10 protein-coding genes are annotated in these 12,800 nt (G+C 68.0%); all 10 read left to right on the top strand.

Annotated elements, in window-relative coordinates:
- Position 1 precedes the first annotated feature (1 nt).
- The 10 genes from AB4120_RS12880 (at position 2) to aspT (ending at position 12,785) form a co-directional block, all read left to right on the top strand.
- Positions 2-973 (top strand): sensor histidine kinase, encoded by a 972-nt coding sequence (locus AB4120_RS12880; protein WP_149135289.1) that lies wholly within the window; start codon positions 2-4, stop codon positions 971-973.
- A gap of 4 nt (positions 974-977) precedes the next feature.
- A complete protein-coding gene (locus tag AB4120_RS12885) occupies positions 978-1,637 on the top strand; it encodes a response regulator transcription factor (protein WP_149135290.1) in 660 nt (219 codons plus the stop codon).
- Between the two features lie 195 nt (positions 1,638-1,832).
- Entirely contained in the window at positions 1,833-2,204 is a 372-nt protein-coding gene (locus AB4120_RS12890; RefSeq protein ID WP_441642327.1) for a response regulator transcription factor, read from the top strand.
- A 109-nt stretch (positions 2,205-2,313) separates the two neighbouring features.
- Positions 2,314-3,504, top strand: coding sequence for an efflux RND transporter periplasmic adaptor subunit (locus tag AB4120_RS12895; RefSeq protein ID WP_441642328.1), 1,191 nt, complete (start codon positions 2,314-2,316; stop codon positions 3,502-3,504).
- A complete protein-coding gene (locus AB4120_RS12900; protein ID WP_149135293.1) occupies positions 3,501-6,701 on the top strand; it encodes an efflux RND transporter permease subunit in 3,201 nt (1,066 codons plus the stop codon). The genes AB4120_RS12895 and AB4120_RS12900 overlap by 4 nt, the downstream gene beginning before the upstream one ends.
- On the top strand, positions 6,698-8,215 hold the full coding sequence (locus AB4120_RS12905; RefSeq protein WP_149135294.1) for an efflux transporter outer membrane subunit: 1,518 nt from the start codon (positions 6,698-6,700) through the stop codon (positions 8,213-8,215). The genes AB4120_RS12900 and AB4120_RS12905 overlap by 4 nt, the downstream gene beginning before the upstream one ends.
- 4 nt (positions 8,216-8,219) lie before the next feature.
- Positions 8,220-8,801, top strand: coding sequence for a DUF1344 domain-containing protein (locus AB4120_RS12910; RefSeq protein WP_149135295.1), 582 nt, complete (start codon positions 8,220-8,222; stop codon positions 8,799-8,801).
- Between the two features lie 51 nt (positions 8,802-8,852).
- On the top strand, positions 8,853-9,245 hold the full coding sequence (locus AB4120_RS12915; protein ID WP_149135296.1) for a hypothetical protein: 393 nt from the start codon (positions 8,853-8,855) through the stop codon (positions 9,243-9,245).
- A gap of 155 nt (positions 9,246-9,400) precedes the next feature.
- The gene (locus AB4120_RS12920; protein ID WP_441642329.1) at positions 9,401-11,056 is read left to right on the top strand and encodes a bifunctional aspartate transaminase/aspartate 4-decarboxylase; all 1,656 of its coding nucleotides are present in this window, start codon (positions 9,401-9,403) and stop codon (positions 11,054-11,056) included.
- A 40-nt stretch (positions 11,057-11,096) separates the two neighbouring features.
- Positions 11,097-12,785 carry an aspartate-alanine antiporter gene (gene aspT / locus AB4120_RS12925; protein ID WP_149135297.1) on the top strand — a complete coding sequence of 563 codons (1,689 nt, stop codon included), beginning with the start codon at positions 11,097-11,099 and terminating at the stop codon, positions 12,783-12,785.
- Positions 12,786-12,800 lie beyond the last annotated feature (15 nt).

A 12,800-nucleotide genomic window follows, 5' to 3' on the forward strand; every position in this document is an offset into this window, starting at 1 on the left:
CATGAGCCGATCCCCCCGTTTGCCGCATGGTCCGACCTGGCTGCTGGCGCTGGCCAGCGTGGCCGCTGGGTGCCTGGTAGCGGACGCGCTGTGGCGCGTGCTGCCGCACAGGCGCACCGCGCCACGTGCGCGCCCGCCGGCGCAGCGCCCCGGCCGGCTGCGGCGGCGCGGCGAGAACGGCCCCGATGCCGACTATGCCTCGCTGATGCGCTCGTCCCGGCTCTCCAGCATGGGCGAGCTGGCCGGCTCGCTGGCCCACGAACTCGACCAGCCGCTGACCGCCATCGTCAGCAATGCGCAGGCTGCGCGCCAGTACCTGGCGTCCGACGTCATCGACCTGGACGAGGTGCGCGAGATCCTCAAGGACGTGAACGACGAAGCGTGCCGCGCCAGTGCCACGGTGCGGCAGATTCGCGCGCTGATCAAGGGCGAGTCCCGCGTGCTGGGGCCGTTGGACATCGGCACCGCCATCGACGAGGCCGTGGCACTGGTGCGCGGCAACGCGCTCGGGCGCGGCATCGTGCTGACCCGGCAGGTGGCGTCACCGCTGCCGCGTGTCAATGGCGATGCGGTGCAGATCCAGCAACTGCTGCTCAACGTGCTGCTCAACGCCTGCGATGCCGTGGACCGGGGCATGCCCGGCAGCGGCACCCCGCGCGAGGTCACGGTGATCGCGCGCGTGGAGGACGGCATGGTGCAGATCGCGGTGCGCGACAGCGGCGCCGGCGTGGACCCCGGCGACCTTGAGCACATCTTCGAGCCGTTCGTCACCTCGAAGCCGCAGGGCATGGGGCTCGGGCTGTCGATCAGCCGCGCCATCGCCGCGCGCCACGGCGGCACGCTGGAGGCGTGGAACAACGCGGACCGTGGCATGACATTCCAGTTTTCACTGCCCCAGGAGGGCATGCCCACACGGCGCGGCGTGCGCATGCCGCGCGGGCATGCCATGGCCGAATCGTCTTTCAAGGGATAGCGCCATGAGCGAACACGTTCCCACGGTGTATATCGTCGACGATGACCCGGGCGTCGTGCGCGCGCTGGTGCGGTTGGTCAAGGCGCACGGCTACCAGGCGGTGGGCTTTGGCGATGCCTGGGCCTTTCTCGACGCCCGCGCCGCGGACCCGGGCCCGGCCTGCGTGATGCTCGACCTCCAGATGCCGGGCATGGACGGTATCACGCTCCAGCGCCGGCTCGACGGCGAGCTGCCGGTCATCTTCGTCACGGGCCATGCCGATGTCCCGTCCACGATCCTGGCCATGCTCGCCGGCGCCACGGATTTCCTGCTCAAGCCGGTGCAGGAAGACGCGCTGCTGGCGTCGCTCGAACGGGCCTGCCGCTGCGCCGTGGCGCGCCATCTCGAGCATGAGGAAATGGCCAGCCTGCGCGAGCGGCTGGAGCGCCTGACCCCGCGCGAGCGCGAGGTGATGGCCTGGGTGGTCACCGGCCGTCTGAACAAGCAGGTGGCCAGCGAACTGGGCACGGTGGAGAAGACCATCAAGGCCCATCGCGCCAGCGTCATGCGCAAGCTCGAGGTCGGCTCGCTGGCCGAACTGGTGCGCATGGCCGACAAGCTCGGCCTGCCCGCGGTGGCCGCCGCGCGAACACCGCATCGCGCCGGTGCGGGCGCCGGGGCCTGAGCGTGATCTGAACCTGAACGCTCCCGACGCATACGGGTGAAGGCAGGTGTAGGCGGGGGCTCCCCCGTGGCATGGTGCGCCGCATGGGCGGGACCATGGCCCAATATCGCGCGGGCGGGGCATCTCGTAGGCTACGAGCAGGAGCGATGCTTGCGCGATTGCCGATCCTGCCGATGGTCAACCTGTGGTCAATCTATGGGGCCTACCGAGACCTTTGTCGTCATTGTCGATGACGACGACGCCGTAGCCCGCGCGATTGCGCGGCTGCTGCGCGCCGCCGGCGTCGTCGTGGACACCTACGCCAGCGGTCTGACGCTGCTGGAGCGGCTCCACGCCGACCCCGGCTACCGCCCCGACTGCGTCATCCTCGATGTCTGCATGTCCGATATTGACGGCCTGGAAGTGCAGCAGCGGCTGATGCCGATCGGCCTGCCCGTGCTCTTCATCACCGCCTACGACGTCCCCGAGGCCCGCACCCGCGCGCTGGCCAATGGCGCGCTGGGCTACCTGCGCAAGCCGTTCATCGCGTCCCAGCTGCTCGCCCTGATCCCGCCCCCCCGGGCCTGAGGCGGGGTGGCCCTTGGTCCAATTGCCAATGATTGCGGCGCGGCACAAGCTAGGTCGAGAAGCGCCCACTGCATGGCGTGGGCGTGGCATGTGTGGATGGGAGACCGCGATGCGCAGCAGGATCAGCCGAGGGGGAGTGACGCTGCTGGCGGCGCTGGTGCTGGCCGCGGGCTGCGGCAAGGAGGAGCGCAAGGCCGCGGCGCCGCCGGTGACCGACGTGGGCGTGATCACCGTGACGCTGCGTGACGTGCCGCTGAACTTCGAGTTCGTGGGCGAGACGCAGAGTTCGCAGCAGGTGGAGATCCGGGCCCGCGTGAACGGCTTCCTGGAGCAGCGCACCTATACCGAGGGCTCGCTGGTCAAGGCCGGCGACGTGCTGTTCCGTATGGACCAGAAGCCATTCCAGGCCGCACTGTCCGCTGCCAACGCGGAGCTGGCGCAACAGCAGGCGCGGCTGACCACGGCGCGCGCCAACCTGAACCGCGTGCGCCCGCTGGCCGCCAAGAACGCCTTGAGCCAGAAGGACCTGGACGACTCCGTCGGCCAGGAACAGGCCGCGGCGGCGGCGGTCGAGCAGGCCAAGGCCAACGTCGTCAACGCGAAGCTGAACCTCGGCTATACCACCATCACCTCGCCCGTGAACGGGCTGTCCAGCTTCGCCAAGAAGCAGGTGGGCTCCTATATCGATCCCACCAACAGCCTGCTCACCTACGTGGCCAAGCTGGACCCGATGTGGGTCAACTTCAGCCTTTCCGAGAACGAGGTGCTGCAAACGCGCTCCCAGCAGGCATCGGGCGCGCTGCGCATGCCCGAACGCGGCGCGCTGGAGGTGGAGGTAGTGATGGCCGACGGCAGCATCTATCCGAGCCGGGGCCGTATCGCGTTCGCGGACGCCTCGTTCAGTGCCGAGACCGGCACCTACCTCGTGCGGGCCGAGGTGGCCAACCGCGATGGCCAGTTGCGCCCGGGCCAGTTCGTGCGGGTGAGGGTGATCGGCGCCCAGCGCACGCGTGCCATCACAGTGCCGCAGGAGGCGGTGATTCAGGGCCAGCGCGGCGAATCGGTCTGGACCGTGGACAAGGACAACAAGGCGCAGTCGCGCGCCATCGAGGTGGCCGAGTGGACCGAGGGCAACTGGGTGGTGCGCTCCGGCCTGCGTGAGGGCGACGTGGTGATCGTGGACGGCACGGTACGGCTCGCGCCCGGCGCGCCGGTGCGGCCCACGCCGGCTGCGGCGAAGCCGGCTTCGGCCTCGGCGCCGGCGGCCCAGCCCGGGCCCGGCGGGAAGGCCGCGCCATGACGCTGTCGCACTTCTTCATCGACCGGCCGATCTTCGCATCGGTGCTGTCCATCATCATCGTGGTGGGCGGGCTGGTGGCGATGTTCAACCTGCCGGTGGCACAGTTCCCCGACATCACGCCGCCGAGCATCACGGTGACCACCACCTACCCCGGGGCGAGTTCGGAGGTGGTGGCGCAGAACGTGGCCGCGCCGATCGAGCAGCAGGTGAACGGCGCGGACAACATGCTCTATATGTCGTCCACCAGCTCGTCCACGGGCAACATGACGCTGACGGTGTACTTCGAGATCGGTACCGATCCGTCGCTGGCCCAGGTGGACGTGCAGAACCGCGTGAACCTGGCACTGCCCACGCTGCCGGACGCGGTGACCAAGCAGGGGGTGTCGGTCCAGAAGCGGTCGTCGGCGTTCATGATGGTCATCGCGGTCTACTCGCCGGACAACAGTTATCCGCAGACCTTCGTCGACAACTACACCAACATCTACATCCTTGACGCGCTGAAGCGGATTCCCGGCGCCAACCAGGCCGCGATCTTCGGCACGCCGGACTACGCCATGCGCATCTGGCTGCGGCCGGACCGCATGGCGCGGCTCGGCATCACCGTGGAGGACGTGAAGAACGCGGTGGCGGCGCAGAACGAGCAGTTCTCGGCCGGGCGCATCGGCTCCTCGCCGACTGACGGGCCGGTCAAGCAGACCTTCCCGGTGGCCACCAAGGGTCGCATGACCGAGCCGGCCGAGTTCGAGAACATCATCCTGCGCGCCGCCTCGGGCGACGCGGCCATCGTGCGGCTCAAGGACATCGGCCGGGCCGAGCTGGGTTCGAAGGACTACTCGCTGCGCAGCCGCTTCAAGGGCAAGACCGCCACGCTGATGGCCGTCTACCAGCAGCCGGGCGCCAACGCGCTGGACGTGGCCAAGCAGGTGCGCACCACGCTGGAAACCATGAAGAAGTCGTTCCCGCCCGGGCTGGAGTACGAGGTGGCGCTGGACACCACCGAGTTCGTGCAGGAGTCGATTACCGAGGTGGTGCACACGCTGCGCGACGCCGTGATCCTGGTGATCCTGGTGGTCTACCTGTTCCTGCAGAGCTTCCGCGCCACGCTGGTGCCGATCCTGGCCGTGCCGGTGTCGATCATCGGCACCTTCATGGCGATGTCGGCGTTTGGCTTCTCGGTGAACATGCTGACGCTGTTCGGGATGGTGCTGGCCATCGGCATTGTGGTGGATGATGCCATTGTGGTGATCGAGAACGTGGAGCGGAACATGGTGGAGTTCCACATGCCGCCCAAGATCGCCGCCAAGCACGCCATGGACGAGGTGGGCGGGCCGGTGGTGGCCATCGTGCTGGTGCTGCTGGCCGTGTTCATCCCGGTGGCCTTCCTCTCCGGCATCACCGGGCAGCTGTACAAGCAGTTCGCCATCACGCTGGCGGTGTCGGTATTCCTGTCGGGCATTGTGGCGCTGACGCTGTCGCCCGCGCTGGCGGCCATCCTGCTCAAGCCCGGCACGCACAAGAAGAACCGCTTCTTCCAGTGGTTCAACCGCAGTTTCGACCGCATGGTGGAAGGCTACGGCAGCAGCATCCAGCTGGTGATCCGGCGCGTGTTCATCTCCGCCATGCTGGTGGTGGCGCTGATCGTGGTGAGCGTGCTGCTGTTCATGCGCATTCCGTCGTCGTTCCTGCCCGTGGAGGACCAGGGCTACCTGTTCGGCGCGGTGGTGCTGCCGGATGCCGCCAGCCTGGACCGCACCGGCGATCTCTCCAAGCGCGCCGAGCAATGGTTCGCGGCGCAGCCGGGCGTGAAGTCGGTGGCCACGCCGGACGGCTACAGCCTGATCGACTCCCAGAACAAGTCCAACGCCGGCACGCTGTTCATCACGCTGAAGAGCTTCCACGAACGCGGCAAAGGCGAGAGCGCCGAAGACCTGATCACCAAGGCCAACCGAGAGTTCTCCACCTGGCGCGAGGGGCTGGTGATTCCGGTCAATCCGCCGTCCATCCCCGGCCTGGGCACCACGGGCGGCTTCGAGTTCTGGCTGCAAAGCACCGGCGACGGCACCTACCAGCAGCTGGAGGCGCGCGCGCGGGCCTTCATCGCCAAGGCGCGCCAGCGGCCCGAGCTGCGCAGCGTGAGCACGACGATCAACACGCGCTCGCGCCAGCTGCTGGTGGACCTGGACCGCGAGCGCTCCGAGACACAGGGCGTGCCGGTCGATCAGGTGTACTCGGCCCTGCAGACCATGTTCGGCTCGCTCTACGTGAGCCAGTTCCCGAAGAACAGCCGGCTGTTCCAGGTCATCCTGCAGGCCGAGCCGCAGTTCCGCTCGCGCCCGGAAGACCTCGACAAGGTCTACGTGCGCAATACCCATGGCGACATGGTGCCGATCAAGGCCGTGACCACCTCGCGCTATGTGGCCGGCGCGGACCTCGTCACCCGCTTCAACAACTTCCCGGCCGCCAAGATCACCGGCGACGCCGCGCCGGGCTACAGCTCCGGGCAGGCGCTGGCCGCCATGGAGGAAGTGGCTGCCGAGGTGCTGGGCGAAGGCTACAGCTACGCGTGGAGCGGGCAGGCGTATGAGGAGAAGAAGGCCGGTTCGACGGCCGCCATGGTGTTCGCCTTCGCGCTGCTGATGGTGTTCCTGATCCTGGCCGCGCAGTACGAAAAATGGTCGCTGCCGATTGGCGTGCTGCTGGCGGTGCCGTTCGCGCTGTTCGGCGCGCTGGTCGCCATCCTGATACGGGGCATGCAGAACGACGTCTACTTCCAGATCGGCCTGACGGTGCTGATTGCGCTGGCGGCCAAGAACGCCATCCTGATCTTCGAGTTCGCGGTGGAGATGCGCATCAAGGAGGGGCTGAGCGCCTACGACGCGGCGGTCAAGGCGTCCAAGCTGCGGCTGCGGCCGATCATCATGACCTCGCTGGCCTTCATCCTGGGCTGTATTCCGCTGGCCATCGCGAGCGGGGCCTCGGCGGCGAGCCGGCAGTCGCTGGGCACGGGCGTGATTGGCGGCATGCTCGGCGCCACGGTGATCGCCGTGTTCTTTATCCCGATGTTCTTCTGGGCACTGGAGCGCCGCACCGCCGGCAAGGTGCCGGACCAGCCGGCGCCGGGCCATCCGCCGGAACCGGGGCTGGAGCCGCCCGCCGATGCGCCGGCCGCACCGGTGCGCCGGGGAGACCCGCCATGAGCAGCGGCCTGCGCTGGCGGGCGCTGGCCGGCGTCTCGGTGGGCGCCCTGGTGGGTGCCCTGATGGCAGGCGGCTGCGCGGTGGGGCCGGACTACGAGCGGCCCGCCGTGGACGTGCCCGAGACCTACCGCTTTGCGGAGCCCCCGCCGGCCTCGGCTGCGGTTACGGCTACGGCTACGGCTACGGCCGCCACGCCCGCGCCGCCAGCCATCGACCCGCAATGGTGGGGCCAGTTCGGCGACCCGGTGCTCGACGCGATGATCGCCCAGGCGCTGGAACGCAACCGCGACATCCTGATCGCCGCGGCCCGCGTGGACGAATACTACGGGCGCGTGATGTCCACGCGCGGCCTGATGTTCCCGCAGGTGGGCGTGGAGGCTGCCGCGAGCCGGCAGCGCCTGAGCAACAGCGGCGGCACGCTGTCGTCGGTGGGCAATCCGTTCAACCAGGTGCAGGCCGATGTGTTCGCCTCGTGGGAGATCGACCTGTTCGGCCGGCTGCGGCGCCTGACCGAGTCGGCGCGCGCGCAGTGGGCGGCGTCCGACGAGGCGCGCCGCGCCGTGGAGATCAGCGTGGTGGCGGCCGTGGCCTCGGGCTACGTTACGCTGCGCGATCTGGACAACCGCCGGCTGGTGGCCGGCGACACGCTGGACAGCCGGGCCGGGGCGCTGGAGCTGTTCCGGCAGCGCTTCGAGGGCGGGGTGGTGTCCGAGGTGGAGGTGGCGCAGGCGCAGTCCGAGTACGCATCGGCGCAGACCTCGGTTGCGCTCTACGACCAACTGGTGTCGCAGCAGGAGAACCTGCTGTCCGTGCTGATTGGCGAGAACCCGCGCGCCATGCCGCGCGGCCTGCCGATTGGCGAGTTGCGCCCGCCGACGATTCCGTCCGGCCTGCCGTCCGACCTGCTGGAGCAGCGCCCCGACCTGTTGCAGGCCGAACAGCAACTGGTGGCCGCCAACGCCGAGATCGGCGCGGCACGGGCCGAGTACTTTCCAACCATCACGCTGACCGGGCTGTTCGGCGCGGCCAGCACGGCGCTCTCCGGGCTCTGGGTGGGCGCGGCGCAGACGTGGTCGTATGGCGCATCGGTGGCGATGCCGATCTTCAGCGCGGGGCGCATTGCCGGCGATGTCCGGCAGGCGGAGGCGCGCCAGCGGCAGGCGCTGCAAGGCTACCAGCAGGCCATCCAGACCGCGTTCCGCGAGGTGGCGGACGCGCTGGTGGGCGTGCAGCGCACGCGGGACCAGCTCGCGGCGAAGACCGCGCAGGTCGATGCGCTGGCGCGCTATGCCGCGCTCGCGCGCGACCGCTACGAGGGCGGCTATACCAGCTACCTGGAGGTGCTCGACTCGGAGCGCGCGCTGTTCTCGGCCCAGATCGACCAGTCGAGCCTGCGCGGCACCGAGTTCGGACAGATCGTGCAGCTTTACAAGGCGCTCGGCGCCGGCTGGCCGCTGCGCGCGGCCGGCAACCCGCAAGCCGGGCGCCGGGATCAGGCATCCACAACGGAGTGATGACATGCAAAAACGAGTGCTGGTGATAGTGGCGATGATGGCCATGGCAGGCGCGGCGCAGGCCCAGCCGGATACCAAGGTGGATGTCACGCGGGCGCCGGGTACGGCGACGATGACGGGCACCGCCAAGGTGAACGCAACGATCACGAAGATCGACGCGCCCACGCGCACGGTGACGCTGAAGACCCACACGGGCAAGGTCGTCGACCTGGCCGTGGGCCCCGAGGCGCGCAACTTCGACCAGCTCAAGGTGGGCGACAAGGTGGCGGTGGAATACCGCGAGGCGCTGACACTGAAGCTGGAGAAGGGCAGCGGGCCGCTGTCGATGGAAACCAAGCCCATCGAGGAGCGTTCGGCGGCGGGTGCCAAGCCGGGCGGCGTGATTGGTCAGGAGGTAACCGTGGTGGCCGATGTGGTGGCGGTCAGCCCGTCCAAGCACACCGTGACGGTGAAGGGGCCCAAGGGCAATGTCATGGACCTGATGGTGGAGGACCCCGCCCAGTTGGCCGAGGTGAAGAAGGGCGACCGCATCAAGGCCGTCTACACGCAGGCCGTCGCCGTGAACGTGCAGGCGGCGGCGAAGTAGCCGCCACCACGCCGCCACCACGTCGCCGCCGACAAGAAGGAGGACATCGTCATGTCGCGCCGCTTTGTTGCCCAGGTCCACGCCTGCGTCTGCCTCGCCATGTGTGCCGTGGCCTGGCCGGCCCAGGCGTATTTCGACCATTTCCTGAACAACACCATCGTCGGCCGCCTGAGCCGCCCGCAGACGGAGAAGCTGGCCGCCATCTACCGCACGGCGCTGTCCGAGAAGGACGATGGCAGCACCACGCCGTTCCAGCTGGAAGCGGACAAGGATGCGAAGGCCGCCGAGGGCAGCATGACGCTGGTCAAGACCACCCAAAAGGGTGACCAGCGCTGCCGGCAGGTGAAGTCGGAGTTCCGGCAGGCGGGCAAGACCGAGAAGTGGACGGGCTGGTACTGCCGCAAGGGCGATGGCGACTGGCGGCGCACGCAGATGAAGGAGTAGCCGGGCCGCCCCTCACTTGGGTGATGCGCGCACCGCATGGTGGACCATGGTCCAATACCGGCCCGCGCCCCGGTTGAATATCTTGTTCAAGAGGCAGTGTCCGCGCCTGGCGCGGGCGCTTTGACCATCGTCACCCCCTTGCGAGGCATTGCACCATGAGCCGACACGATACGTCGAAGCTGGCGAGCCTTTCGCCCTTCGAACTCAAGGATGAACTGATCAAGCTGGCCGGGAGCGTGTCCAACCGGCTGATGCTCAACGCGGGGCGGGGCAACCCCAATTTCCTGGCCACCGTGCCGCGGCATGGCTTCCTGCAGCTGGGGCACTTTGCCATGATCGAGTCGGAGCGCGCGTTCTCGTACCTGCCCGTGGGCGTGGGCGGGTTTCCGCGCCGGGCCGGCATCGAGGAGCGCTTCGACCAGTTCACGCGCCAGCACCAGGGCGTGCCCGGCGTGAGCTTCCTGACCGGCGCGGTCTCGTATGTGCGCGACCAGCTCGGGCTGGACGGCGGCGACTTCCTCTACGAGATGTGCGAAGGCTTCATGGCCTGCAACTACCCGGTGCCGGACCGGATGCTGCGGCTCAGCGAAAAGATCGTCAAGCAGTACATCCGCCGCGAGATGATCGGCACGCATCCATTCGATGGGGACTTCGACCTCTATGCCGTGGAAGGCGGCACGGCGGCGATGACCTACCTGTTCAACTCGATGCGCGTGAACGGGCTGCTGAAGGCGGGCGACACCATCGCGCTGGGCATGCCGATCTTCACGCCGTATATCGAGATTCCCGAGCTGAAGGAGTACAGCCTCCACGAGGTGAACATCAACGCCGACCCGGCGGCCGGCTGGCAATACCCGGACAAGGAACTGGACAAGCTGCGCGACCCCAAGGTCAAGGCGTTCTTCCTGGTGAATCCGAGCAACCCGCCCTCGGTGCGGGTGAGCGACGCCAGCCTGGAATACCTGGCGGGCATCGTCAAGGAGCGCCCCGACCTGATCATCCTGACCGACGACGTGTACGGCACCTTCGCCGACAACTTCGTCTCGCTGTTTGCCATGTGCCCGCACAACACCATCCTGGTGTACTCGTACTCGAAGTACTTCGGCGCCACGGGCTGGCGGCTGGGGGTCATCGCCACACATAAATCGAACCTGTTCGATGCGCAGATCGCCGCGTTGCCCGAGGCCGAGAAGAAGGCGCTGAATGAGCGCTATTCGTCCATCACCACCGAGCCGGCCAAGCTGCCGTTCATCGACCGCATCGTGGCGGACAGCCGCACCGTGGCGCTGAACCACACGGCGGGGCTTTCCACGCCGCAGCAGGTGCAGATGGTGCTGTTCTCGCTGTTCTCGCTCATGGATACGGCGGATACCTACAAGGACACCGTGAAGCGGCTGATCCGCAGCCGCAAGGCCGCGCTGTACCGCGGCATGGGGGCCAAGGCGGAGCCGGTGGACGAGAACGTGGTGGATTACTACACGCTGCTCGATGTGGAGCGCGAGAGCCGCGAGGTGGGGCCGGAGTTCGTGAAGTGGCTGCTGGCCTCGATCCAGCCGCACGAGCTGCTGTTCCGGCTGGCCGAGGAGGCCGGCGTGGTGCTGCTGCCGGGGGGCGGATTCGGTACCCAGCATCCGTCCGGGCGGGTCTCGCTGGCCAATCTCAACGAAGAGGACTACGTGAAGATTGGCCGCTCGGTGCGCAAGCTGCGCGACGAGTACCTGGAGAAGTACCTGGCACAGGGCGGCAAGACGAACAAAGCGGATAAGGCAGGCAAGGCCGGCAAGGCGGGCAACGGCAAGTCAGGCAAGTAGCCGCCCGTCCTCCACAAGAACAATCTGAAGGAGGTGCCCCATGAACTGGTTCGTGACGACCCTTAAGGCCTATCCCGAGATCTCGATTTTCCTGGCGCTGGGCATCGGGTACTGGGTGGGGGGGAAGAGCTACAAGGGCTTCAGTCTCGGGGCGGTGACGTCGACGCTGCTGGTCGCGATCGTGATCGGCATCCTCGGCGTCAAGATCTCGCCGAACGTGAAGTCGGTCTTCTTCCTGATGTTCCTGTTCGCGGTGGGGTATGGCGTGGGGCCGCAGTTCGTGCGGGGCATCGCCAAGGACGGCGTGCCGCAGGCGATCTTCGCGGTGATCCTGGCGGTGCTGTCGCTGGCGGCGTCGGTGGCGGCGGCGATGATCGCCGGCTACGACCTCGGCTCGGCCGCGGGGTTGTTCGCCGGCTCGCAGACCATCTCGGCGTCGATGGGGCTGGCGACGGACGCCATCAACCGGCTCGGCCGCTCGCCCGAGGAAACCAAGGTGCTGCTGGACGGCATGCCGATTGCCTACGCGGTGACGTATATCTTCGGCACGGTCGGCTCGGCCATCATCCTCGCGCAGATCGGGCCGAAGCTGCTGGGCATCGACCTGGTGGCCGCCTGCAAGGAATATGAGCACCTTCTGGGCGCCAGCGACGGCGAAGACGCCGGCATGCAATGGCACAACTTCGAGCTGCGCGCCTACAAGCTGGCAGCTGACGCGCCATACATCGGCAGGACCGTGGGCGATGTGGAATCCCACACGCAGGCGGGCTTCCGCGCGTTCATCGAGCGCATCCGGCGCGACGGCAAGATCATCGAGACAGACCCCTCCACGGTCCTGCAGGCGGGCGATGTGGTGGCGATTGGCGGCAAGCGCAACCAGCTGATCGAGTTCCTCGGCCCGCGCGGCGCGGAGGTGGAGGACCGCGAGCTGCTGGACACGCCCACCGAGGGCGTGGACATCTACATCACCAACAAGGCCGTGGATGACAGGACGCTGGAGGACCTGGCGCGCGACCCCAGCGCGCGCGGGGTGTTCTTGAGGAAGATCAAGCGCGGCCCGACCGAGACCGTGATTCCGGTGCTGCCAAAGACCAAGCTGTATCGCGGCGATGTGGTCACGCTGGTGGGCCGCACGCGCGACATCAACGCCACGGCCAAGACACTCGGCTATGTGGACCGGCCCACCACGGTGACCGACGTGGCCTTTATGTCGCTGGCGATCACGGCGGGCGCCCTGATCGGCGCCATTGTGCTGAACGTGTCCGGCATTCCGCTGACGCTGTCCACGGCCGGCGGCGCGCTGATCGCGGGCATCATCTTCGGCTGGTATCGCGCCATTCACCCGACCTTCGGCCGCATCCCGGAGCCGACGGTCTGGTTCATGAACTCGGTGGGCCTGAACGTGTTCATCGCGGTGGTGGGCATCTCCGCCGGCCCTGGCTTCGTCGCCGGCCTCCAGAAGCTCGGCATCAGCCTGTTCCTGTGGGGCATCTTCGCCACGGCGGTGCCGCTGTTCATCGGCATGTTCATCGCCAAGTACGTGTTCCACTTCCACCCGGCGCTGCTGCTGGGCGTCTGCGCCGGCGCGCGCACCACCACGGCGGCGCTCGGCATGATCTGCGAATCCGCCAAGAGCCAGGTGCCGGGGCTGGGGTACACGGTGACCTACGCGGTGGGCAACACGCTGCTGACGATCTGGGGGATGGTGGTGATCATGATTCTGGCCTGAGCGGTGGCGGGAGGC

Source organism: Cupriavidus sp. 2KB_3 (assembly GCF_052115685.1).
Taxonomy (GTDB): Bacteria; Pseudomonadota; Gammaproteobacteria; order Burkholderiales; family Burkholderiaceae; genus Cupriavidus; species Cupriavidus campinensis.